General features: G+C 40.4%; 22 protein-coding genes and 1 other RNA gene. 8 read left to right on the forward strand and 15 right to left on the reverse strand.

The window, feature by feature from the left end; genetic code table 11:
• Positions 1-57: 57 nt before the first annotated feature.
• The 5 genes from alaS to ACFSX4_RS03730 all read right to left on the reverse strand — a co-directional run bounded on the left by alaS (position 58) and on the right by ACFSX4_RS03730 (position 8,224).
• A complete protein-coding gene (gene alaS, locus ACFSX4_RS03710; RefSeq protein WP_377771664.1) occupies positions 58-2,676 on the reverse strand; it encodes an alanine--tRNA ligase in 2,619 nt (872 codons plus the stop codon).
• A gap of 254 nt (positions 2,677-2,930) precedes the next feature.
• Positions 2,931-5,291: an SF1B family DNA helicase RecD2 gene (recD2, locus tag ACFSX4_RS03715; protein ID WP_377771666.1), complete on the reverse strand. Its 2,361-nt coding sequence runs from the start codon at positions 5,289-5,291 to the stop codon at positions 2,931-2,933.
• A gap of 19 nt (positions 5,292-5,310) precedes the next feature.
• Positions 5,311-5,952, reverse strand: a complete 642-nt coding sequence (locus tag ACFSX4_RS03720) for a tetratricopeptide repeat protein (RefSeq protein WP_377771668.1) — start codon at positions 5,950-5,952, stop codon at positions 5,311-5,313.
• Positions 5,949-7,055, reverse strand: coding sequence for a tRNA 2-thiouridine(34) synthase MnmA (gene mnmA, locus ACFSX4_RS03725; RefSeq protein WP_377771670.1), 1,107 nt, complete (start codon positions 7,053-7,055; stop codon positions 5,949-5,951). Before mnmA ends, ACFSX4_RS03720 begins: the two co-directional genes overlap by 4 nt.
• A gap of 20 nt (positions 7,056-7,075) precedes the next feature.
• A complete protein-coding gene (locus ACFSX4_RS03730) occupies positions 7,076-8,224 on the reverse strand; it encodes a cysteine desulfurase family protein (RefSeq protein ID WP_377771672.1) in 1,149 nt (382 codons plus the stop codon).
• Between the two features lie 136 nt (positions 8,225-8,360).
• Here ACFSX4_RS03730 and ACFSX4_RS03735 point away from each other — a divergent pair, with 136 nt between their 5' ends.
• Positions 8,361-9,362 carry an LLM class flavin-dependent oxidoreductase gene (locus ACFSX4_RS03735; RefSeq protein WP_377771674.1) on the forward strand — a complete coding sequence of 334 codons (1,002 nt, stop codon included), beginning with the start codon at positions 8,361-8,363 and terminating at the stop codon, positions 9,360-9,362.
• A 48-nt stretch (positions 9,363-9,410) separates the two neighbouring features.
• Here ACFSX4_RS03735 and thrB read toward each other — a convergent pair whose 3' ends face one another.
• From thrB to ACFSX4_RS03750, 3 genes are read right to left on the reverse strand one after another with little or no spacing between them, the layout of a single operon-like run.
• Positions 9,411-10,283 carry a homoserine kinase gene (thrB, locus tag ACFSX4_RS03740; protein ID WP_377771676.1) on the reverse strand — a complete coding sequence of 291 codons (873 nt, stop codon included), beginning with the start codon at positions 10,281-10,283 and terminating at the stop codon, positions 9,411-9,413.
• Positions 10,273-11,340, reverse strand: coding sequence for a threonine synthase (gene thrC, locus ACFSX4_RS03745; protein WP_377771678.1), 1,068 nt, complete (start codon positions 11,338-11,340; stop codon positions 10,273-10,275). Before thrC ends, thrB begins: the two co-directional genes overlap by 11 nt.
• Before the next feature lie 3 nt (positions 11,341-11,343).
• Positions 11,344-12,537 carry a homoserine dehydrogenase gene (locus ACFSX4_RS03750; protein ID WP_377771680.1) on the reverse strand — a complete coding sequence of 398 codons (1,194 nt, stop codon included), beginning with the start codon at positions 12,535-12,537 and terminating at the stop codon, positions 11,344-11,346.
• Positions 12,538-12,700: 163 nt separating this feature from the next.
• On the opposite strand from ACFSX4_RS03750, the gene ACFSX4_RS03755 reads away from it, so the two are divergent.
• The gene (locus ACFSX4_RS03755) at positions 12,701-14,053 is read left to right on the forward strand and encodes an aspartate kinase (protein ID WP_377771682.1); all 1,353 of its coding nucleotides are present in this window, start codon (positions 12,701-12,703) and stop codon (positions 14,051-14,053) included.
• Positions 14,054-14,095: 42 nt separating this feature from the next.
• Here the strand turns inward: ACFSX4_RS03755 and ACFSX4_RS03760 are convergent, their stop codons facing one another.
• Positions 14,096-15,781, reverse strand: a complete 1,686-nt coding sequence (locus tag ACFSX4_RS03760) for an ABC1 kinase family protein (protein WP_377771684.1) — start codon at positions 15,779-15,781, stop codon at positions 14,096-14,098.
• A gap of 27 nt (positions 15,782-15,808) precedes the next feature.
• The gene (locus tag ACFSX4_RS03765) at positions 15,809-16,225 is read right to left on the reverse strand and encodes an RrF2 family transcriptional regulator (protein ID WP_377771686.1); all 417 of its coding nucleotides are present in this window, start codon (positions 16,223-16,225) and stop codon (positions 15,809-15,811) included.
• A 190-nt stretch (positions 16,226-16,415) separates the two neighbouring features.
• Between ACFSX4_RS03765 and ACFSX4_RS03770 the strand changes: the two genes are divergently transcribed.
• The 3 genes from ACFSX4_RS03770 to ACFSX4_RS03780 all read left to right on the forward strand — a co-directional run bounded on the left by ACFSX4_RS03770 (position 16,416) and on the right by ACFSX4_RS03780 (position 18,824).
• A complete protein-coding gene (locus ACFSX4_RS03770) occupies positions 16,416-16,778 on the forward strand; it encodes an MmcQ/YjbR family DNA-binding protein (protein ID WP_377771688.1) in 363 nt (120 codons plus the stop codon).
• Positions 16,779-16,851: 73 nt separating this feature from the next.
• Positions 16,852-17,463: a Type 1 glutamine amidotransferase-like domain-containing protein gene (locus tag ACFSX4_RS03775; protein WP_377771690.1), complete on the forward strand. Its 612-nt coding sequence runs from the start codon at positions 16,852-16,854 to the stop codon at positions 17,461-17,463.
• An 89-nt stretch (positions 17,464-17,552) separates the two neighbouring features.
• Positions 17,553-18,824: a replication-associated recombination protein A gene (locus ACFSX4_RS03780; protein WP_377771692.1), complete on the forward strand. Its 1,272-nt coding sequence runs from the start codon at positions 17,553-17,555 to the stop codon at positions 18,822-18,824.
• 26 nt (positions 18,825-18,850) lie between these two features.
• Here the strand turns inward: ACFSX4_RS03780 and ACFSX4_RS03785 are convergent, their stop codons facing one another.
• The 3 genes from ACFSX4_RS03785 to ACFSX4_RS03795 all read right to left on the reverse strand — a co-directional run bounded on the left by ACFSX4_RS03785 (position 18,851) and on the right by ACFSX4_RS03795 (position 20,339).
• Positions 18,851-19,243: a hypothetical protein gene (locus ACFSX4_RS03785; protein ID WP_377771694.1), complete on the reverse strand. Its 393-nt coding sequence runs from the start codon at positions 19,241-19,243 to the stop codon at positions 18,851-18,853.
• A gap of 148 nt (positions 19,244-19,391) precedes the next feature.
• Positions 19,392-19,583: non-coding RNA, 6S RNA (ssrS, locus tag ACFSX4_RS03790), on the reverse strand.
• A 63-nt stretch (positions 19,584-19,646) separates the two neighbouring features.
• A complete protein-coding gene (locus ACFSX4_RS03795; RefSeq protein WP_377771696.1) occupies positions 19,647-20,339 on the reverse strand; it encodes a Crp/Fnr family transcriptional regulator in 693 nt (230 codons plus the stop codon).
• Positions 20,340-20,458: 119 nt separating this feature from the next.
• On the opposite strand from ACFSX4_RS03795, the gene ACFSX4_RS03800 reads away from it, so the two are divergent.
• The 3 genes from ACFSX4_RS03800 to ACFSX4_RS03810 are packed head-to-tail and all read left to right on the forward strand — an operon-like array spanning position 20,459 to position 22,797.
• The gene (locus tag ACFSX4_RS03800) at positions 20,459-20,620 is read left to right on the forward strand and encodes a cytochrome c oxidase subunit 2A (RefSeq protein WP_377771698.1); all 162 of its coding nucleotides are present in this window, start codon (positions 20,459-20,461) and stop codon (positions 20,618-20,620) included.
• Positions 20,621-20,633: 13 nt separating this feature from the next.
• Entirely contained in the window at positions 20,634-21,128 is a 495-nt protein-coding gene (locus ACFSX4_RS03805; protein ID WP_377771700.1) for a cytochrome c oxidase subunit II, read from the forward strand.
• Complete coding sequence (locus ACFSX4_RS03810; RefSeq protein WP_377771702.1) at positions 21,118-22,797, forward strand: b(o/a)3-type cytochrome-c oxidase subunit 1; 1,680 nt, start codon at positions 21,118-21,120, stop codon at positions 22,795-22,797. The genes ACFSX4_RS03805 and ACFSX4_RS03810 overlap by 11 nt, the downstream gene beginning before the upstream one ends.
• A gap of 48 nt (positions 22,798-22,845) precedes the next feature.
• On the opposite strand, the gene ACFSX4_RS03815 is transcribed toward ACFSX4_RS03810, so the two are convergent.
• Together ACFSX4_RS03815 and aspS are read right to left on the reverse strand one after the other, a co-directional pair.
• A complete protein-coding gene (locus tag ACFSX4_RS03815; RefSeq protein ID WP_377771704.1) occupies positions 22,846-23,433 on the reverse strand; it encodes a helix-hairpin-helix domain-containing protein in 588 nt (195 codons plus the stop codon).
• 152 nt (positions 23,434-23,585) lie between these two features.
• Positions 23,586-25,349 carry an aspartate--tRNA ligase gene (gene aspS, locus ACFSX4_RS03820; protein ID WP_377771706.1) on the reverse strand — a complete coding sequence of 588 codons (1,764 nt, stop codon included), beginning with the start codon at positions 25,347-25,349 and terminating at the stop codon, positions 23,586-23,588.

The following is a 25,349-nucleotide window of genomic DNA, read 5'->3' on the forward strand; positions in this document are numbered from 1 at the left end:
GCACTCCAATCTTGCTGGTATTTGACCTTCATTATAACATTTATCCCGAAGAATCAGTTACTTTTTAATGTACTCTTCAACAAACTGTAATGCTTTTGTTAAATTCCGAGGATTTGTTCCGCCGCCCTGTGCCATATCCGGACGTCCACCGCCTCTGCCGTCAACCTTCTCAGCCATACCTTTCATTATCTCCCCTGCTTTATAATCAGCAGTTAATGATTTCGGTACTGTGACGACGAGAGATACTTTTCCGTCTGTCACTGCACCGAGTGCGATAACAGCATCCTGATGGCTTGATTTTATATCATCCATAATACTGCGCAGCTCTTTAGCATCATCAACGGATACTTCCTGCTTGATCACTGAAACACCGTTAATATCTTCAATTTGAATGTCCGACAGTTTATCTTTCTGAAGCTCGGATTTCAACGTTTTATTATTTTCTTTCAATTCTTTTACTTCATCAAGAAGCTGATCAATTCTGCGGTCAATATTCTCTTCCGTGGATTTCAATCTGCCTGCAATCTGCTGGAGATGGTTTTCTTTTTCCTGATAGTATTTAACTGCATATTTACTTGTGACAGCTTCAATACGTCTGATTCCGGCACCGATACCTGATTCTGAAACAATTTTAAATAGACCGATATCTCCTGTATTCCGGACATGGATTCCGCCGCACAGTTCTACTGAATAGCCTTCAATATCCACAACACGTACAATACTTCCGTATTTCTCTCCGAAAAGTGCCATCGCACCTTTCTCCTTCGCTGCATCAATCGGCATCTCTTCGATTACAACATTTAAGCTTTCAAATATCTTTTCATTTACAATGTTCTCAATTTTTTCAATTTCTTCAGTTGTTAATGCTTCAAGATGTGAAAAGTCAAACCGCAGACGCCCTTCCTCAACAAGGGAACCAGCCTGGTTCGCATGTTCTCCGATTGTATCTTTCAATGCCTGGTGCATTAAGTGTGTTGCAGTATGATTTTTAATGATGAAACGACGTGCTTCTTTATCCACCTGCAGATGATACTTTTTCCCTGACTCAAGTACACCGGAAATTATTTTTGCAACATGAACATTCTGGTTATTCGGTGCCTTGTACACAGACTCAACTTTCAGTTCAACACCGTCTGCAGTGATCCGGCCGGTATCTGCTACCTGTCCGCCGCTTACAGCATAAAACGGTGTACGGTCAAATACAAGTTCAACAAATTCATCTCCATCATAAGCATCTACCCGCTCATTATCTTTCACAATAAGGAGGAGTTCCGCATCTTCTTCAGTCTGTTCATAGCCGGTAAACACACTTTGTTCGGTAAATGAAGACAGTGTTTCTGACTGAACCTGCATTGACTCACTTCTTTTCCGTGCATTTCTGGCACGTTCTCTCTGCAGTTTCATTGATTCGATAAAGCCTTCTTCATCAACTGACAAACCGTCATTTTCAGCATATTCTTTAGTGAGTTCATACGGGAAACCGTAAGTGTCGTAAAGTTTAAATGCATCTTCTCCTGAAATTGTTTTCGTAGTATTTTTCACTGAATCCCGAAGCCCTTCATAAATCCGGATACCTTCATCCAGTGTTGAAAGAAAACGCTCCTCTTCTTTTCTGACAATGTCTTTAATGAAATCTTTCCGCTCTGCGACATTAGGATAGAATTCTTCCATGATACCGGACACTGTATCAACCAGCTGATACATAAATGCCTGTTCAATGCCGAGTTCTTTTGAGAATCTTACTGCACGGCGCAGAAGGCGTCTTAATACATAACCTCGTCCTTCATTAGAAGGCAGTGCACCGTCTGCGACTGCGAAACTTACAGTACGAATGTGGTCGCTGATCACTTTAAATGCAACGTCCTGCGAGTCATTTTCACCGTATTTTTTACCGGATACTTCCTCAATATTACGGAGAATCGGCGTGAACAAATCCGTATCAAAGTTTGTACGAACATCCTGAATGACACTTGCCATACGTTCAAGTCCCATACCCGTATCAATGTTTTTCTTAGGGAGCGGTGTATATGTCCCGTCCTGATTATGGTTGAATTCACTGAATACAAGATTCCAAATTTCTAAATACCTTTCATTTTCACCGCCGGGATACATTTCCTCCTCAGGGTCAAGACCGGAATACTTTTCGCCACGGTCATAAAAGATTTCGCTGTTCGGACCACATGGACCTTCACCGATATCCCAGAAGTTCCCCTCAATTCTAATAATCCGGTCTTCTGATAAACCAATCACTTCTGTCCAGAGACGGAATGCTTCTTCATCTTCAGGATGAATCGTGACATATAAGAGTTCAGGATCAAAACCAATCCATTCGTCACTCGTCAAAAATTCCCATGCCAGTTCGACAGCTTCTTTTTTAAAATAATCACCGATTGAAAAGTTACCGAGCATTTCAAAAAAAGTATGGTGTCTTGCTGTAAAACCGACATTTTCAATGTCATTTGTACGGATTGATTTCTGTGCATTTACAATCCTTGGGTTTTCAGGTATCACACGTCCGTCAAAATACTTTTTCAGTGTTGCCACTCCGGAATTAATCCAAAGCAGTGAATCATCATCTATCGGTACAAGAGGTGCACTTGGTTCAATCATATGATCTTTAGATTTAAAAAACTCCAGGTATAAATTACGAATCTCATTTCCAGTTAATATCTTCATTACATTACTCTCCTCAAAAAATAAAATAAAAAAGCCCCTATTTATTTAAAAATAGGGACGAATCACTCCGCGGTACCACCCATGTTATGGCTCTGCCATCACTTTAGTGTCATAAATATAACCGGAAAACAGCACAGAAATAATTGTGTCATTGTTTCCACCAGCCACAATGTCTCTTAAAGCTACAAATTATTCCCTTAAAAATTCCGGAAGTATTAAGTTATTTCTGATTATATGGATTATTATCATCAAAGTCAATTAAAATCGTAAGGGGTTTTATCGACACCAATCATTGCGGGGATTTTAAACATCACCGCTTCTGTCAGGTGTTCAATACGGCTCAATATGTCGTCTGCTGATTCTCTTTCCACCTGAAACTTATCCCTTAAAAACTGCTTTAATGTAGTATCTCTTTTGATACCTTCACGGCTGAGTGCATCGTAAAATGCATTTTGGTCACCGCAGATAATCAAGGATTCTTTTGCTCTCGTAATACCGGTGTATACAATATTTTTTATCAGCATTCTTCTGTAGCTGTTGACGACCGGCATAATTACAATCGGGTATTCACTGCCCTGGGCTTTGTGGATACTTGTACAGTACGCATGAGAAAGTTCCATTAAATCCTTTCTTTCATACGTAATGTGTATTCCGTCATAATCCACATTCACCATATCTTTTTCGGCACCGTTCTCATCCTTTAAGAATATACTTTCTATGATGCCGCCGTCACCATTAAACACATTATCCTCTCTCCTGTTGACAAGCTGAATGACTTTGTCACCCTCCCTGAAGATAGTTTCACCGGAGACAAGCTCATTCTTCTCATCATTTTCTGGATTAAGTATATTTTGAAGAATTTGATTCAGTTTGATAATCCCTGCATTTCCGCGGTAAATCGGTGCAAGCACTTGTATATCCCGCATGTCATAACCTTTTTTCACTGCCCTTTGCACGATATTATCAATCAGCTCAGCAATCTGGTCCACACGTGCCGGAATGAATGACCGGTCTCTGTGTTTTTCCGTAATATCAATCTGTGTACCTTCTTTAATTTCATGCGCCAGCCGGATGATGGACGAGCCTTCGCCCTGACGATAAATGGTATCGAGTTCCGTGACTTTAAGTACATCAGATTCAATTAAATCTTTAAAAACAGTTCCCGGGCCGACTGACGGCAGCTGATCTTTATCCCCGACAAACACAAGTTTAGTATGGGACGGCACATTTCTTAAAAACTGATAAAACAGCCACGTATCAACCATGGACATTTCATCAATAATGATTAAGTCGGCATCAAGTTCTGCATCGATTAATTCATCCTTTTCAGTATCCTGCCCCCAGCCGATCAGCCGGTGAATCGTGGATGCTCCAATTCCGCTGGTTTCACCGAGACGTTTTGATGCCCTGCCTGTCGGCGCAATCAGTTTTATCGGATACTCATCTTCCTCATAGTCATCCATATCCTTTAAATCAAATAATTCATGATAGGCATTAATAATCCCTTTTACAATTGTTGTCTTACCTGTTCCGGGACCACCGGTAATAATCGATACTTTTTCATTTAAAGCATGATGAATTGCAGACTTCTGCCTCGTGTTATATTCAATTTTGAACAGGGATTCGAGTTCCTCAACAGCAGTATCCACATTTTCATCCGTGATATCATCTTCTTCCGGATGATTGACCAGCCTGAAAATTTCATCTGCAGCCTTGTACTCCGAATAAAACAGTGTCGGCAGGTACACATGATTATCTACTACAACGATTTTCTCTTCTGCTTCAATATCAGAAACGGCTTCTTTAATCTGTTCATCACTGAAATAAACAAGCTGCGGTGTATTTAATAATTCATCCACCTTCATAATGACATCATTGATATGCAGAAATGTATGTCCTTCAGACATTGTTACATCATCGACAATATAGAGAATCCCGGCATAAAGACGCCTGATTTCATTTAATTCAATTCCAGATTGAACAGCAATTTTGTCAGCAGTTTTAAAGCCCACACCGTCAATATCCGTAACAAGACTGTACGGTGACTCTTCTAAAATACGGAGAGTGTCTTCACCGTAATATTTAATAATTCTCGCACTCATACTTGCACCGAAACCGATATCATTCAGACGAATCATAATTCTTTCCGTTTTCTGGTTCTCAAGTATTGTATGATAAATCATTTCAATCTTGGATTTTGACAGGCCTTCAACTTCTTTCAGTGCATTTTTATTATCCGCAATGATTTCAAGCGCATTTGTCCCGAGTGTGTCCACAATTCGTTCAGCTGTTTTCCGCCCGATACCATGAAATACATCACTCGACAGATAATTAATCACTCCGGTATTTGTTTTCGGCATCTCATGCTTAAAACTGACAGCACTGAACTGTTCGCCGTAGCGTTGATGTTCCGTCACTTTACCAGTGAAACGATATGTTTCTGATTCACTGACATCATGAAAGTAACCGGTGACAATGGTCTCACCGGTAAACTTTGTATTTGTTTCATCTACTAATACTTTCAATACATGAAAGCGTGTCTTTTCACTCAGGAAAATGACACGCTCAACCTCACCTGTTAAATATAAATCATCATAAATGGATGACTGTGACATGACTTTCACCGCCCGTTACTTATCCCTCTAGTTTTTGAAGTGCATTCTGTGCGAGATGGTGGGAAGCTTGAATATTTACAGCTTCCTTAAATAATCTGACTGCCTCTTTCTTATCATCATACATCATAAGCATCACTAAGCCCAGATTGTAACAGGCATCAGCATGCGGTTCTTTCTCAATCACTTCAGACAGCAGTATATCCGCCTGCTTATACAGTGACAGCTGGCAGCACAATAAACCATACTGAAAAGTAATATCTGTATCTTCCGGCTTTTCTTTATGGGCCACTTCATAAAACTGAACCGCCCGGCGTTTATCATCTATATGCGTGTAAGACAATGCCAGCATAAAATTCAAATCGGGATCCTCAGGGTTCCTGCTGTAGGCAATCAAATATAAACGGATGGCTTCTTCATAACGTTCATTATCGAAATAAAGACCCGCAAGCGTATAATAGGCACTTGTACTTGCACCGTTCAGTGTGATCGCTTTCTGAAGAAATTTTTCCGCTTCTTCATCTCTGCCGATTCTGTGCAGGAGGCTGCCGCCGTTAATGTAGTGGACTTCTTCATCCGGTTCTTCCTCAACCGCTTCAAAAATCAGCTGCAGTGCCTTCTCGTATTCACCATTTCTGATTGCATCTTCATATACTAAAGTCATCCTAAATACTCCAACTCTCTGTCTTCGTTATATACTGTGTCAATTGTTGCACCGCCGAGACATACATCGCCGTCATATAAAACGACAGCCTGACCCGGTGTCACTGCACGTGCTTTATCGTGAAAATGAATATCAATTGTATCATCAGAAAGTCGTTTCACAGTGACAGGTACATCACCCTGACGGTATCTGAATTTCGCAGTACAATCGAAAGTTTCAGGTACTTCATTGATAAAGTTAATATCCGATGCGACCAGGCGGGATGATTCAAGCGCTTCATTATCATAGCCTGAGACAACGTACAGTTCATTTGTTTTCAGATTTTTTCCTGCAACAAAATAAGGTCCGCCGTCACCGCCGATACCAAGCCCCTGTCTCTGGCCAATCGTATAGTACATTAAACCGTCATGCTGCCCTTTGTCCTCACCTGTATCCATATTAATCATACGGCCGGGATTTGCCGGCAGATAACCGCTCAAAAATGTTTTAAAATCTTTCTCACCGATAAAACAGATGCCTGTTGAATCTTTTTTATCTTTAGTTGCCAGGTCATATTTATGTGCAAGTGCTCTGACTTCCTTTTTCTCAAGGTGTCCGAGCGGGAACATCACTTTTGACAGCTGGTCTCGTGACAACTGGTTCAGAAAATAAGTCTGATCCTTATTGTTATCAACACCCCGCAGCATCTCAACTCTGCCTTCTTCATGATTCATACGTGCATAATGACCCGTTGCCACATAATCTGCACCAAGTTTCATCGCATGGTCCAGAAATGCCTTAAATTTGATCTCCTTGTTACACATAACATCCGGATTCGGTGTACGCCCTTTTTCATACTCCTCAAGAAAGTATTTAAATACTCTGTCATAATACTCTTTTTCAAAGTTTACAGAATAATAAGGAATGCCGATTTGTTCTGCAACAAGCCTCACATCCTCATAATCTTCTGTTGCAGTACAGACACCGAACTCGTCAGTATCATCCCAGTTTTTCATAAAAATACCAATGACATTATACCCTTGTTCTTTTAATAGCTGTGCCGTCACAGATGAGTCCACTCCGCCGCTCATACCGACCACAACCGTTGTTTCAGAACGATCCATATACAGTCTCCTTTCATTTACTAAATCATTTTACTCTCGTATAGTCTCGTATATATTTCTTTTAAAGATGCAGCAATCTGTTTGATATCATCTTCACTCATTAAATGCGAAAAGCTGAAGCGGATTGAATGACCCGCTCGCTCATCATCATACATCGCCTTTATAACATGCGACGGCTGTACCGTGCCGGCATGACATGCAGAACCTCCGGAAGCATATACTCCCGCCATATCCAAAGCAGTCAGCAGAAATTCAGATGCCGTCCATGGAAAATGCAGGTTAATAATATGGCTGCTCATCTGGTTGACATCCCCGTTCACTTCAAACGGGACCTCGGATGCGGTCAGTTCAGTCAAAAACAATTCCTTCAGCTGCATCTCTTTCAGAGTCCGTTCTGTAAGGTTGTCTCTAACTTTTGTCAATGCAAGGCTCAAGCCTTCCGTCCACTGTATATTTTCAGTTCCGGCCCGCCGGGATTTTTCCTGGTCACCGCCGGTAGTGAGTGCTTTCAAATGAATACCGCTTCTATGATACAGTGCGCCGATTCCTTTCGGGCCGTATATTTTATGTCCGCTTAAAGACAGAAAATCGATTTTTAAATCGTTAACGTCTATTTCCATATGCCCGACAGCCTGTACTGCATCAACATGCAGATATGCCGGGTGGTCCGACAATACATCCTGAATATCATACATCGGCTGCACAACGCCGGTTTCGTTATTTACAAGAACAATCGACACAAGCACTGTTTTGTCAGTCAATGCGGATTTTAATTCATCGGGACTGATCAGCCCGCTTTCGTCCGCACTCAAATATGTGACAGTACATTTTCCTTCTTGTTCGAGCAGCTCTATTGTACTCAGCACTGAAGCATGTTCTATCTCTGTTGTAATAATGTGCGGCGTATCATTCCCGGCAGCAATGCCTCTTATAGCCATATTATTCGCCTCGGTTGCACCGCTCGTAATAATTATTTCTTCCGGTTCTGCACCGATTGCGGACGCGATATTCCGTCTGTTTTTTTCAAAATATGCCTTTGCGCGCTTCCCTTCCTGATGAATACTGGAAGGATTACCAAAATACTCTGACGACGAAAGTATTGTTTCAAGTATTTCCTTATCTATCGGCGTTGTCGCTGCATAATCCACATAAACTGACACTGTAGTCACCTGCTTTTCTCTTCTTTACATCATTAGATTTTAACATGAATCACTTTCATTTTATACTTTTTAAGACCAATCATTAGATTTTATTAAAATCAACCGATACAATACTATAATGTATTCATTTAATGGAGGGAAAGTAATGGCGAAACCACTTAATATTTCAGTTTTAAATTTAGTTCCTGTCAGAGAAGGAAAAGATGCAACGGGAGCTATTGAAGATATGATCACGCTTGCCCGTCATGTTGACGGTTCAGACTACCAGCGTTACTGGATTTCAGAGCATCATAATATGAGAACACTTGCCTCCAGTGCAACCCGGATGCTCATCCAGCATACACTCGAGCATACCGATGAAATTCGTGTCGGCAGCGGGGGCGTCATGCTGCCGAACCATTCACCACTGATTGTTGCAGAGGAATTCGGCACAATGCATGCTATTCATGGCGACAGACTCGATATCGGACTCGGCCGGGCACCGGGTACTGATATGCAGACAGCAAGTGCGATACGAAGAAATAATCATGACGGTGTTTTTTCATTCTCCAACGAAATTGAAGAACTGCAGAGATATCTGTCAGATTATCCCGGTCATGTCATCGCATACCCGGGTCTCGGGTCAAATATACCCGTCTATGTTCTCGGGTCGTCTACAGACTCTGCATACGTTGCAGCAAAGCTCGGACTTCCTTATGCATTCGCAGCACATTTTGCACCAACACATATGGAAGAGGCCTTTAAGATTTACGAACGGGAATTTGAGCCGTCCAAACAATTGGACAAACCATATAAAATGGCAAGTCTCAATGTCATTTGTGCGGATACAAATGAAGAAGCGGAATATATTAAAACCACTCATTATTTTAATATACTCAATTTAATCAGAAATGAAAGAAAGCCGCTCCGTGCGCCTGTAGAATCTATGGAGGGTGAATGGAACGAACGGGAAGAATACGCAGTAAAAACACAGTTCCCGATTGCATTTTCAGGTGATGAAGACAAAGCCCTTGAAGAACTCAGAGCTTTTCAGACACAGTTTAATGTAGATGAGGTTATGGCAGTTTCATATATTTATGATATGGACGCCTGCCTGAAGTCTTACGACATATTTGAAAATGTTGTAAAACGTTATAATGAATCATAGAACAGAAAAACGTGTGTGATGTTATCTATCACACACGTTTTTTGGTATTTATTTATTAAATAAAGAGATTCTTTCATGAATGACACCGTCAATTTTCTTAAGAGATTCAAAAATAGTATCCTGGTTTTCTTTACTGCACACTGTCAGAACACTCGGTCCTGCACCGCTTATTGTCGTAGCATATGCCCCGTTTTCGATAGCTGTGTCTTTAATATCATTGAACTCCCGGATTAACGGCTGACGGAACGGTTCATGAAAACGATCTCTCATCATCAGACGTCCCATATCTTCATACTTACCTTTAACCAGCGCCATGAGCATTACATTGTTCAATGCATTCTGGCTGACAGCGACGGATTTATGATATTCAGCAGGCAGTCTTTTACGTGCTTCATCCGTATTAATTTCATAGTGCGGTACAGAGATGATAAACCTCAGCCCGTCGTCATTAATAGTCTGGTAAAATAACTCCCCGTCTTCAAAATAACCGACAAATATTCCGCCTGTGATACAAGGACCGATATTGTCAGGATGTCCTTCAATATTACAGCCGAGCATCACCTTATCATGTTCACTGAGTTCAAGACTGCAGAAATGATTTGCGAGCTCAATTCCCGCAACAATAGCAGATGAAGAACTTCCGAGCCCGTGGGAAAGCGGGATTTCACTATCCATCACAAGATTTAGTTTCGGCAGTGTTTTTCCGAAAAGTCTTGCTGTATGAATTGCAGTATCAAGTACCAGATTAGTCTCATCAAGCGGCAGTACATTCAATTCTTCCTGTAACATTTCGATTGAATATGCATCACTGACAGATGCTTCCACTGTTAGAAACTTATTTACGGCAAGACCCATAGAGTCGAAGCCCGGACCGAGATTCGCACTCGTCGCAGGCACCTTTACAACAAAATTACTCACCATTGTTCAGGCTCTCAATATACTCAATGATTTTGTCCTCGTCATTCGGCAGAACTTTCGGTGTGATATCCGCCTGGTCCATCGCAGTCTGCGGATCCTTTAATCCATTGCCGGTCAACACTGTCACAACCGTCGAACCTTTTTCTATACTGCCGTTATTCACAGATTTAATGACGCCTGCCACACTGGCATTTGAACCTGGTTCTGCAAACACACCTTCTGTCCGTGCCACTTTATTATATGCATGTAAAATCTCATCATCCGTTACAGAATCAATCACACCGCCCGATTCGTCGCGCGCTGCTTCCGCAAGCTTCCAGCTTGTCGGATTTCCGATACGAATCGCTGTACCTATTGTTTCCGGATTTTCAATCACTTTCCCTTTAACAATAGCAGCAGAACCTTCCGCTTCAAAACCGAACATTTTTGGAAGTGTAGAGCCTTTCTTATCATGATACTCTTTGAAACCTTTCCAGTAGGCCGAAATATTTCCCGCATTGCCGACAGGAATCGCTAAATAGTCCGGTGCTTTTCCTAGCTGCTCCACCACTTCAAATGCCGCTGTTTTCTGACATTCGATACGGTATGGATTGACAGAATTAACGAGTGTTACTCCTTCATTCTGTTCGGCAACTCTTCTTACTGCCCTTAGTGCATCATCAAAGTTCCCTTCAATTGACACAATTTTTGCACCATACATAATTGCCTGAGCAATTTTACCGAGCGCAACTTTACCGTCCGGAATAACAACGATTGTATTTAAACCGAGTCGTGTTGCGTAGGCTGCTGCAGATGCAGAGGTATTTCCTGTAGAGGCACAGATTACTGTATGTGCTCCCTCTTCTTTTGCCTTGGCAACCGCAAGCACCATCCCGCGGTCTTTAAATGACCCTGTCGGATTTAATCCTTCAAATTTCGCAAACAAATTAATTCCAAGTTCTTCGCTTAAACTGTTAAGCGGAATCAAAGGTGTATTCCCTTCCTGCAGAGAAAGTGCCGGTGTATTCTCTGTCACCGGTAAATAAGATTTAAATTCTTTTAATAAACCGTCCCATTTCATAAATTACTCCACTCCAATCACTTGATAACGTGCTTTAATATTTAAATTTTTCTCCAGCTCATTCAGTTCATCTGCACTGATTTTTGGAGTGATAAATGTTGTATTGTTTTCTTCAGAGATTATTTTTAAGTCTTTTCCGAGTTGATTGACCTCGCCGGCAGTATTCTCTGTGCGGATAAAATAGTTTTTTGTACTTTTTCCTGCCTGAATCTCTACTTTTTCCTCAGGTACTATGTTCTTTTTATGGCCGCCTGATGCCACATGAATTAAATCCGATACAACCGCACTCGCTGTTTCTAAAGACCCGGCACCTGCACCGTAATACATTGTTTCACCGACTGCATTACCGATAACATACACCGCATTCTTTTCATAGTTGACGCCCGACAGCTGGTGGGATTCCGGAAGAAGAACAGGTTCTACGCTGATCTCAAGCTTACCGTTCTCAAAGTGGCTTTTCCCGAGTAATTTCATTATTAAACCTTCTGCTTTTGCGGTCTTCAAATCGTTTACGTCAACATTTGAAATACCCTTTGTCTCCACATCATCAATATCGACCTTCACATGATACGCCAGCCTTGAAAGAAGCACGATTTTCCGCAGTGCATCGATTCCTTCCACATCATTTGTCGGATCAGCCTCCGCATAACCTTTTGCCTGTGCTTCAGCCAGTGCACGTTCATAGTCCCAGCCGTCTATTGTCATTTTCGATAAAATGTAATTGGTTGTGCCGTTGAGTATTCCCATCACTTCACTAATATCATTGCTGTTCAGTGATGATTCAATTGTCCGGATAATCGGAACACCGCCTGCAACACTTGCTTCATATGAAAAAGTCACATTATTTTCATTTGCGGTCTCAGTTAATTCGTCTATATGTTTTGCAAGCATATCCTTATTGGCACTGATTACATGCTTGCCCTGTTTTAATAATTTAATGAGGATATCACGTGTATTTTCAATTCCTCCCATCACTTCAATCACAATATCAATATCAGCATCTAACAGCTCTTCAACATCATCTGTTAATTTAATGCCGCTGACATCAACATCTCTTTTTTTATTCACATCATTAACAACCGCATGAGTCACTTTAAGCTCATCATCGGAAAGACGTGAAATTTTTTCCTGATTTTCTGAGAGTACTTTTAAAACACCTGTTCCGACTGTACCCATTCCTAATAAACCTATTTTCATAAATACGTGTGACCTCCTCAAAAAGCTTTATAGATATCCATATTAGATTGAATAATTGAAAAATTCAAGGAAATTTTTAATATATGTCTACACAAATGCTTTTTTTTATTGTATTATAATTTCTAAAATTCAATTTAATTAGACGTGAGGGTGTTTAGAGATTATGAAAGTAGCAAAATTCGGCGGCAGTTCCCTGTGCTCAAGTACACAAGTGGAAAAATGTGCAAATATCATCAAAAATGATTCAGAAATCAAGGCAGTGGTAGTCAGTGCTCCAGGTAAACGTTTTGAAAAAGATACTAAAGTCACCGATTTACTTATCGCACTGTATGTCAACCATACTGCTGACTTAAAAACAGATAATGCACTGCAGGCAATCATGGACAGATATGATGATATTATTACCGGTCTCGACATAGACCGCACCCTGTTGGATACATTTGAAGCAACAATTAAAAAATATTTAACTGAAATCAAAGACCGGGATCGTCTGCTTGACGCATTAAAATCATGCGGTGAAGATTTCAATGCGCAATTAATGAGTGCCTATTTAAATAAATTAGGTATCAATGCAGTATATTTATCCCCGAGGGATGCCGGAATCTTTGTAACCGATGAGTCATCAAATGCAGCACTGTTAGAAGAATCCTATGCGCATTTAGCAAAGCTTAAAGAACGGGATGAAGTCATTATTATTCCAGGATTTTTCGGAGAATCCAAAAATGGGCATATCGTTACATTTCCGCGGGGTGGTTCAGATATCACAGGTGCGATAGTCGCACGCGGTCTCCTCGCAGATATTTATGAGAACTATACCGATCAAAGTTATATTTTCTCCGGTCATCCCGGAAAAATAGAGAATCCCCTGCCGATCACAGAAGTCACTTACCGGGAGATGCGGGAACTGTCATATGCAGGATTCGGTATTTTTCATGATGAAGCACTGCAGCCCCTGTATGAAGTTGAAATTCCTGTAATGATTAAAAATACAAATGCACCTGAGATTGAAGGGACAAAAATTGTACCGAAAAGAGCCGTCACACCTGAAAAGCCGGTCATCGGCATCAGCTGTGATGAAGGATTCACTTCGATTTCAGTCAGACATTACTTAATGAACCGGGAGATCGGGTACACAAGACGTCTTTTACGCGTATTTGAAAAATATGGGGTGAATATTGAACATATTCCGTCCGGTATCGATAACTTATCTGTCATTGTTCGTTCAAATCAGTTTGACGGTAATAACAAAAAAGAAAATATTTTAAAAGAAATTGAAGAACGCATGAATCCTGACTGGATCGGCATTGAAGAAAACCTTGCACTGCTGGTGATTGTCGGCGAAGGTATGGAAAGACACATCGGCGTTGCGAATAAAGCGACTAAAGCACTCGCAGACCACAATATTAATATCCGCATGATGAATCAGGGATCCTCTGAAATCAGCATGGTCTTTGCGGTCAGAATGGAAGATGATGATCTGGCATTATCCTCAGTTTATAATGAGTACTTCAAATAAACACAAAAGGGCACGGCGGAATTCCGCCGTGCCCTTTTTAATTTAAAATCGTCCCGATCTGAATATAGAATATAGTAATCCAAGAAATAAAAATACTGCGAGTACAAATCCAATCTCAATTGCAGGAATACTCCATATTACAGTCGTCTGTCCTGCAATGGCAGCACCGACAATCAATCCGACCATAATAATGCTGAATGAAAGCAGCACAATACTGAACGATAAACGGTTGCCGACCCTATCCATCTTTTTGAATAAATCATCTGCACCTTTTACTTCCATATCCACAGGGAGCTTCTGGTGTTTCAGACCTTTTGAAAAATCTTTCAGATTTGTCCGTACATCAGACAAGTCATCACCGAGTTCCAGTAAATCAGACCAGTAGCGGTTCACCATATTTTTAGGGTTGTATTTTTCTTTCATCAAAATATGACCAAACGGTTCTGCAACATCAATAATACTGAACTCCGGATCGAGCTGACTGACAAGGCTCTCAAGAGTGATTAAAGCTTTTGCAAGAATCGTAAAGTCCTGCGGCAGTCCGATACGGTGCTTATTGGCAATTTTAAAAACATCCTGCACAGCTTCACCAAAATTAAGCTGGCTCAGTTCAACATCATAGTATTTATCGCGGACTTTTTCCGTCTCTCTGTTTAACGAAGCCATGTTCACATCATCCGGCACAACACCCATCTTAATAATCGCCTTCACTACTCCTGAAGCATCCTGCTTCATCATGGAAATCAAAAGTGATGCAAAGTGCCCTTTCATTTCGCTCGTTAATCTGCCGACCATTCCAAAATCCATAAAAATAATCGTATTATTTTTCAGTACACTGACATTGCCTGGATGCGGATCCCCGTGGAAAAACCCTTCTACAAAAATCTGATGGAACATTGCATTAGCAAGGCGCTCCGCCAGAAGTGTACGGTCATATCCGGCATTATCAAGCTCTTCCAGGTGATTAATCGCAATACCATCCACATACTCCATCACTAAAATCTCTTTAGTAGACAGGTCCCGCTTAATTTCAGGCACTTTTACTGTCTCATCTTCTGTGAACTGTTTTCCAATTTTTTCAGCATTACTTGCCTCAATTGTATAATCCAATTCATCAATAATTGACAATGAAAACTCCTCAATCATTTCCACTACATGATATTTTCTCGCCCACTCCAGCCTGTGTTCTGCGAGCGTCGCCAAATGATGCAGAATTTCAAGATCATTTCTGACAATGCGTTCAATATTCGGTCGTTGAACCTTAACCGCAACAATATCGCCTTCAACTGTTTTCGCTTTATGCACCTGACCGGTTGATGCCGAACCAAGCGGTGTTTCATCAAACTCACTGAAAAGGTCATCAATCGGTGCACCGAGAGAGTCTTTAACAATCTTCTTTACCGCTTCAAATTCAAACGGCGGCACACTGCTTTGAAGCTTCTCGAGCTCCTTCACAATATCATGCGGGACAATATCAGGACGGGTACTCGCGATTTGTCCGAGCTTAATAAAGGTCGGTCCCATACGCTCCAAAAAGATACGGATTCGTTCCCCTCTGGATTTTTCCACATGTTCGTTTTTTGACTGCCTTAAAAGTACACGCTTTGGAATACTTAAAAACTCGTCCAGCCCAAGTTCTTCAACAATAAAGCCCAGTCCGCTTAAAGAAAACTGCTTTGCAATCTCACGATAACGGTTAATATACTCAATGCGTTTTTTTATTATCATTACACTCACCATGTTTATCTATATTATTTAAATATAAAACATATAGTCATCAATTTCATCTTCATCATAATCAATCATATCTTTTAAAGTGGTATGATCCAGAACGTCACTGACAGCATCCCTGATACGTCTCCAGAGGAAACGTTCTGCTTTCCCGTCTTTTTCATCACTCTCAACGGCTACAATATTTTCTTCAACCGCTTTAAATATTTCACCGACATACATTTCCTCCGGCGGCTGATTAAGTTCATATCCGCCGTATGCGCCGCGCGTACTTTTTACGAGCCCTGCCTTTTTCAAACTTGCTACAATCTGCTCCAGATATAAGTCACTGATATCATGTTCTGTTGCGACTGATTTTACACTTCTTTTTTTAATTCCATACTCATTTGCAAGTGTCAACATAAAGTAAAGACCATAACGGCCCCGTGTTGAAATCTTCATAATACACCTCGTCTAAATTCTCATTGTTTAATTTTAATATTTAATACAATAATATCATAGATGAGCCATTACCACATTTAATAACACGGTGCAGTATCCTGAAAAATAATATACATTTAAGTATGCGTTTCTTTTTATAATGACACGGGTACATTTAATTACTGCTGAAGTTGAAAATGAGAGGTGCATAATGATTAAAAGAGAAGAAATCTCACAGTACATTAATAAAAATTATGATATTCATCCGGATTATCCGTGGAGTAAATTCCCCGGTTATGCTGCTTTCAGACATAAAGAAAGTGGAAAGTGGTTCAGCTTAATCATGAATGTCACAGGAGACAAAATAGGTCTCAGTAGTAAAGAAGAGATTGATATATTAAATGTAAAAGCAGAAAAAGAATTCATCGGTGCACTTAGAAATAAAAGTAATATTTATGCAGCTTACCATATGAATAAAGATAATTGGATTACAATTAATCTGAATGAAACAACAAACATCTCACAGATTAAAGACCTTATTGAAGACAGTTTCAATTTAACCGGTCCGTCATAAAAGAGCTATTTGATGCTCTAAGAAAAGAATGTAACAAACTCAAATCTCAATAAATATTAAGGGGCTATCTTCAATGAAAATTTTACTCACCTCAACTGGGTTCTATGCCCAAAAAGTTAAAGAGAAATTTCTGTCTATGACTACAGAATCAACACAAAAATATAAAGTTGGAATCATCACAACCGCCTCTCCTGAAAAAGAACACAATATGTTTGCTATAAAAGCTAAAACAGATTTTCTTAGTATGGGTTTCACAAATATCGAGTTTATAGATATTGAATTTGATAACCCTGATAAACTTTTAGACAAGGACATCATATATATTAATGGGGGTAATCCCTTTCACCTATTGTTTCACATAAGAAATAACCATATAGACTATATTCTAAAAAATATGCAGTCAAAAAATACAATTATTATTGGTGTAAGTGCCGGTGCACTAATCTTTTGTCCCAATATCAAAATTGTTGACTTTTTCACCCCGCAACTGAATGATATTGGTCTTAAAGATTTATCCTCATTGAAATTCACTGATTCCTTTATCTTTCCGCACTATGGCAGAGAAGATTTATTTCCAGATGATGAAAATAAATCAATCGATGATAGAATAGAAGAATTTGAAACCCTTGAGAATTGTAGCGTTCAGCGTATGAATGAAAAACAGTGGAAATACATAAATCTTTGAGCAAAATTAGGACATGAACCCTCTACTATTAAGATAACCAATATATGTGATAGTATTAATACGATTAAACAACTAAAGCAGGTGAAATTATGTCAACACAGCCTCTAAGCTACAAAATGCGTCCAAAATCGATTGATGATGTGCTCGGGCAGAGCCATTTGGTTGGTGAGGGCAAAATTATCAGAAGGATGGTTGAAGCTAAAAAGTTATCTTCAATGATTTTATACGGACCGCCGGGTACTGGAAAGACCAGTATCGCAAGCGCTATCGCCGGATCCACAAATTATCATTTCAGAACTTTAAATGCTGTCACAAATACTAAAAAAGATATGCAGCAGGTTGCTGAAGAAGGGAAAATGAGCGGTTCAATTATTCTGCTGCTGGATGAAATTCACCGGCTAGATAAAGGAAAGCAGGATTTTCTTCTTCCACATTTAGAAAACGGTACGATTATTTTAATAGGTGCAACAACTTCCAACCCCTATCATGCCATTAATCCGGCAATCAGAAGCAGGTGTCAGATTTTTGAAGTCCATCCGCTTGAGGAAAAAGATATAAAAGAAGCACTGAACAGGGCACTGAAGGATCAGACATCAGGTTTAGGCAGTATGAATGTTTCTATTGATGATGACGCTGCAGAACATTTCATTCTATCCAGCCATGGTGATGTCAGAAGTGCTTTAAATGCTCTGGAACTGGCTGCTCTCAGCACGAAGCAGGATGAAGACAATCAAATTAATATTACACTCGAGGACGCTAAAAACTGTATGCAGCAGACTGCATTTCTGCATGATAAAGACGGCGATCAGCACTATGATGTCATGAGTGCATTTCAAAAGTCAATCCGAGGCAGTGATGTAAACGCAAGTCTGCATTATCTGGGACGTCTTGTTGAAGCGGGTGATCTGGTAACCATTGCGCGCCGGTTAATCGTCATTGCACATGAAGATATCGGACTCGCGAATCCTCCGCTCGCAGGACGGACACTGGATGCGATTATTGCAGCAGAACGACTCGGATTTCCGGAAGCAAGAATCCCGCTTTCTTCTGCAGTGATTGAACTTGCTTTGTCTCCTAAATCAAACAGCGCAATTAAAAGTATCGACAATGCGATGTCGGATATCAAATCCGGACATATCGGTTCTGTTCCTAAACATCTCCGTGACGGACACTACAGCAGTGCTGAAAAACTCGGCAATGCGATTGGATATAAGTACCCTCATAATTATCCGAATCATGTTGTAAAGCAGCAGTATCTGCCTGATTCATTAAAGAACAAAAAATATTTTGTTCCTTCATCGAATACTAAATATGAGCAGCAGCTTGAAGATATTTACGATAAATTAAACGGACTCACATAAAAAATCCCTGCAGATGCAGGGATTTTTTATCTCAATTTGTTATCTTCCGTTAAACCTGAAGCTTCAAAAGCATCTTCTTTATCATCAAACCTTGCCAGAGACTTAACTTTGTCATTAATGATAGTCAAAAATGTATACACATCCTGTCTTCCTTTAACACTTCCATCCTGTTCCAGCCACTCAGCATGCTGACTCAGAATAATTTTATTATTATCTGCATAAATCTCAAACGTTTCAAGTCGGATTCCTGCACGGTTCAACCAGTCTTTAATTCCTTCTGTATCAAGAACTGCAGTCCCCTTTGGACCGGATACTTCAAATTCTTCTTCAGTAATTGCCTTTAATTCATCTATATTTTTCTTATTACACCATTCTGTCCAATTTTCAGCAATGGCAACTGTTTTTAAAGTGTCTTTCATACTTACACTCCTATCCCGTATTAAATGGTTATTCTGTAAAATATACATTCTATTATTATATGTATCTCAAAACCAATGATTATAAACATTACAACGTTAATTTTCAATAAAAAAATAAGCACTGAATGCGAACATCCAGTACTTACTTGAAATAACCGAGCTTAAGCCGTGTGTTTTTGTTGATTATTTTGGCCTGCTATTTGCAGGTGGGTGTCCTGTTTCCGATTCCAAACGTCCTGTAAAACAGGCATGTTTTTCAAAGGAAAACCTATTAGACTCCCGTTTATAAAAGTGTTAGGTCAAAATATAATTCAACACATCACGAACTTCTCAGATATTTCTATTACAGATACTATAGCACATTAATTTATAAAAGAAAAGAAAAACAATTATTTATACATAATCAGAAAATCTGGCAGACATCAACAGTACAGTTGTCACAGTTAATGCTTTCTTTTAATGCAGGAAGATTATGAATGGTTATATACTTGCGGTCAACCGATACAATTCCCGTCTCTCTCATTACAGCAAGCATTCTGTTCACTGCTTCCCTCGATGTTCCGCACAACTGTGCAAGATCCTGATTGGTGAGCGGTGTATCAATCAATATGCCTGATGCAACTTCCCGGCCGAAAGAATTTGAAAGCCGGATTAATATTGAATCCAGAGCACCACCCTTCCCGTACATCATTAAATCACGCATTTTAGAAGCGTAGCGGTTTCTGTCTATATCCAGCCACCGCATCCATTCCGTTGTGAACACCTGGCTGTCGAGCACTTCTTTTTCAAAAATTGTACGTTCTATCTTTTTCACTACAACATTTGTTTTCGCTTTTGCATATGTATTATATTCTTTTGCACCGCAGAATAAAGTCACTGCTCCAAATATGCCGTCTTTATCAATGAAGTTTGTCACAAGTTCTTTACCATCTTCCTGCATACGGCTGACAAATACCTGTCCCTCTTCGAGCAGGAAAACATGTGATGCCTGATCTCCCGGGTGATAAATAAATTCTCCTTTTTTAAAAGTGATTTTTTCACCTGTTGCTGCAATATATTCAAGGATTGACGACGGTTTATATACATTTTCGTGCACTATTTTTCCGCCTCCCTTATTTTTCCTGAATTATATCACAAAATGTGATTTTTATCACTTTTTTTAAGGACATTATTCTTTATCATCATATATATACAAATGGACAGGGAGTGGTATAAATGGTTGAAAAAAATAATCTTTCAGAGGAAAAACATACAGCTCATCAAGATGATCATTCAAACCTGGATTTACGCGGTACATTAATGATGGTTCTGTTTTTAGGCGGCCTGATTTTAGTAAGCTGGTTTGGTGCTTTCATGCTGTTTATGGGAAGAATGTAAAGGAGGATTTACAGTGCATAAGTTTGAAAAATTATGGTTGATTATCGGAACAGGATCGCTTGTTCTCTTTTTAGGAATTTTAGGGATATCCGCGGTACATGCCGGACATACCCCCGCTGCAAGCGGAATAGAAACGATTCATCCGGATCATGTACGGGAAGATTCAAGATTTAGTGAACCGGGTTTATACGAGTCAGATTCTGATGCATATGATTATGATTTATACATGGTCGCAAGTGCTTTTATGTATGAGCCGAATGACATTGAAATTCCTGAAGGGTCAAGAGTCAACATTCAGGTCGCTACAACAGATGTCATTCACGGTTTTCAAGTTGCAGGAACCAACATTAATATGATGGTTGAACCCGGCTTAATTTCTACATATGAAGCAGATTTCAACAATACCGGTGAATATTTAATTTTATGTAATGAGTACTGTGGTGTCGGACATGCAGAGATGACATCAAAAATAACAGTCGTTCCAGGAGGTGACAGCAGTGAGCAATAATTTATCCCCGGACAAAATATTTTCTCCGCTGCAAAAAGTAGGCGCTAAAGATGCAAAACTGGTACTCGCAAATATGTACTGGGTGATATTCTCTTTATTTATCGGCGGTACAGCCGGACTGTTGCAGACCTTGGTTCGTTCAGGGCATCTGGAACTGCCTTTTGGAATCGGTTATTATCAATTACTGACATTACATGGTGTCATACTCGCACTCGTTCTGACATTCTTCTTTATCATGGGCTTCCAGATTGCGATTCTTTCAAAAGTCTGCGGTCCGTTATCAAGAAGCCAGAGAAAACTCGGCTGGACCGGCTTCTGGCTGATGACTGCCGGTACATTAATGTCTGCTGCGATGATTGCACTAAATGAAGCGACTGTATTATATACTTTTTATGCACCGCTGCAGGCACATGCCATCCACTATATCGGACTCACTTTAGTCATCGTCGGTACATGGGTGTCTGTTGCAGGTCAGCTAATGAAATACTTCAGCTGGAAAAAAGAATTTAAAGGTCATAAGACGCCACTCTTGTCATACATGACCGCTGTAAATAATGTCATGTGGATTGTTTGTACAATCGGAGTTGCTGTCACTGTATTATTCCAGTTTATTCCGTGGTCACTCGGATGGGTGGACCGGATCAATGTATCCCTAAGCAGAACCTTGTTCTGGTATTTCGGGCATGCGTTAGTATACTTCTGGCTGCTACCTGCTTACATGTCATGGTATGCAATTATTCCTAAAATACTCGGAACAAAAGGATTTTCAGATAATCTTGCAAGAATGAGTTTTGTATTATTTCTATTCTTCAGTATTCCAGTTGGAATACACCATCAGCTGGTTGAACCGGGAATTGACGCTTTCTGGAAAGGACTGCAGGTGGTACTGACATTCATGGTGATTATTCCTTCACTGATGACTGCATTCAGTCTTTTTGCTGTATTTGAAACATACGGCAGAAACCGTGGTGCAAAGGGTTTACTTGACTGGTTCAAAAAACTGCCGTGGAAGGATGCTCGGTTTGTTCTCCCATTCCTCGGTATGCTGTTCTTTATTCCGGGAGGTATCGGCGGTATCATAAATGCTTCCGGTCAGATGAATCAGATGATTCATAATACGATATGGGTTGTCGGACACTTTCACATTACTGTCGGTGCACCGGTTATTCTGACATATTTCGGGGTCATGCTTTTCCTTCTGCCGCATCTTACCGGCCGGAAGATTACTAAGCAGACGAATAATATGGCCTTATACCTCGGATACACATGGACATTTGGAATGGGAATTATGAGTCTTGCCATGCATTTTGCGGGGCTGAGAGGTGCACCGCGCCGTTCAACTTATTCAGAGTACGGCGGTGCCGGTATTGCTGAAGAATGGATTACTTATCAAGTTATGCAGGCTGTCGGCGGTTCATTTTTATTCCTTGCGATTATTATCGCAGTCATTCTGTTCTTCAAACTGATGACCGGACCTAAAGCAGATCAGCCTGAAGTTTTCCCTGTTGCAGAAATGATGGATCAGAACGCCCCTCAGACAAAATGGGTGGAAAACTGGAGACTCCTCATCATTATTACAGTATTCCTGATTTTGATTGCCTATACTGTGCCGATTACACAGATGTTTACTGAAAACATACCAGGTGCCGAAGGCTATAAACTTTGGTAAATAATATAATATATGAAGAAAAATGCCGGTGAATTCACCGGCATTTTTCTATTCTAGAAGATAACTTTTCACTGCTTTCAGCTTTGCATCTTTCTTATGATTCTCAAATGTATAAAAATCTGCAGTGTGAATACGGCTGCCGCTGTTTAACGTGATGACTGAATCTGAAGCACCTGCTTTGCCGTGTGAAAGATTAGTTTCAATCACCAGGCTGCTGATGGTCCGTTCTCCTGTTGTCATTGAATCAATAAACTCTTCGAAACCCTGAACAGTCTTCCCGTTCACCGTCTCATATTCAAAATCCTCCGTAATGAGCTCTTTCAGCTGACTTTTATTCACTGCTGTCCGTGCAATAATGAAATCCCGAATCACTCTTCTCTTCGGTGCATTATCACATTTTAAATCACCGAATACAGCAAAGCCTGGATTAAATGCCAAAGGTTCAGGATTTTGAAATTTCAACTTTTTCTGATCCATCTCCGCCTTTAGTAGCTTTACTGCCTTTGGTCCGACACCATGAATTTTCAGCAAAGTTTTTTCATCAAGCTTCGATACCTCTTCAAGTGTTGTGATGCCGATATGATTCAGCGCATTCCCTGCCGGCCTGCCGATATTCGGAAGCGGTGTACTTCCCATAAAATCTCCCCCTTCATGATTAAATTACGACTGTTTCTATTTAAATTGATATTACACAAGTTTTTAGATACATACAATAAAAAGCCATTTAAAAAGGATGCCCCGCTTTAAAACGGGACATCCTGCTTTTTACGTACTTATCTAATCTGAAATTACTTATCTTCTTCCAACAGTTCAATGTGCAGTTCTTCAAGCTGATCTGTTGATACACCTGACGGTGCATTCATCATTAAGTCTCCTGCACTCGCAGTTTTAGGGAATGCAATGACGTCTCTGATATTTGTAGTACCTGCAAGAAGCATTACAAAACGGTCAAGACCGTATGCGATTCCACCGTGCGGCGGTGCGCCGTATTTAAATGCTTCGATTAAGAAACCGAACTGTTCATCTCTTTCTTCATCAGTAAATCCGAGTGCCCGAAACATTTTCTCCTGCAGTTCTGCATCATTAATACGGATGGACCCGCCGCCGAGTTCATAACCGTTTAATACAATATCATAAGCATTCGCTTTCACCTTCTCAGGTGCAGTTTCCAATAATTCAATATCTTCTGTTCGCGGTGCTGTAAATGGATGGTGTGCTGCAGCAAACCGGTTATTTTCTTCGTCATATTCAAGGAGCGGCCAATCTGTCACCCACAGAAAATTATATTTACTGTCATCAATCAGATCGAGGTCACGTCCGAGTTTATTTCTTAAGTTGCCGAGTGCCGCATGAACGACTTTCTCTTTATCTGCAACGAACAGAACCAGGTCGTCAGTTTTTGCACCAAGCACTGATTTCAGCTCTTCCTGCCTGCTCTCATCAAAGAATTTTGCAATTGGTCCAGTGAGTCCGTCAGCCGTCACCTTAACCCATGCAAGGCCTTTCGCACCATATGTTTTCACGTAACTCTCAAGTTTATCAATATCTTTACGTGAATAATTTCCAGCTTCGCCCTGCAGCACAAGTGCTTTTACTAAACCGCCGTTCTCAACTGTTGATTTGAATACTTTGAAGTCCACTGTATGACTGAAGTCAGATAAGTCCTGAAGACGCAGTTCAAAGCGTGTGTCCGGCTTATCTACACCGTAATCCGCCATCGCATCATCATAAGTCATGCGTGGGAACGGCAGTGCCACATCAAGCCCTTTAACTTCTTTCATAACATGTTGAATCAACCGCTCATTCATTTCAATAATATCTTCCTGATCTGTAAATGACTTTTCAATATCAATTTGAGTGAATTCCGGCTGTCTGTCCGCACGTAAATCTTCATCACGGAAACACTTAACAATCTGGTAATACTTCTCAAGACCGGATAACATCAATAACTGCTTATAAATCTGCGGAGACTGCGGCAGTGCATAGAATTCCCCTTCATGTACACGGGATGGTACGAGATAATCCCGGGCACCTTCCGGTGTTGACTTTGAAAGGACAGGCGTTTCAACATCGATAAAATCTTCATTATCGAGGAATTCTCTGACACTTTTATTGATTTTGTGGCGCAGTTTTAAAATATTCTGCAGCCTCGGACGACGGAGATCCATATAACGATATTTCAGTCTGACATCCTCTGTTGTTGTCTCATCCTGAATTTGAAACGGCGGTGTTTCTGCCTTCGACAATACTTCTATACTGCTTGCAAACACTTCGATTTTCCCCGTTTTTATTTTATCATTCACCTGGGCCTGATCCCTTTTATTCACTTTACCTTTTACTTCAATGACATATTCACTTCGAATGTTTTCTGCACATTCCAGTGCTTCTTTTGAAACATCCGGATTAAACACGACCTGCATCACACCTTCTCTGTCACGGAGGTCAATAAAAATCAACCCGCCGAGGTCACGGCGCTTCTGTACCCATCCTTTTAATATCACTTCTTCGCCGGTATGTTCTTCTGTAACTTCTGTAGTATAAATTCTCGACAT

The sequence above is a fragment of the Corticicoccus populi genome (assembly GCF_042686195.1).
Lineage (GTDB): Bacteria > Bacillota > Bacilli > Staphylococcales > Salinicoccaceae > Corticicoccus > Corticicoccus populi.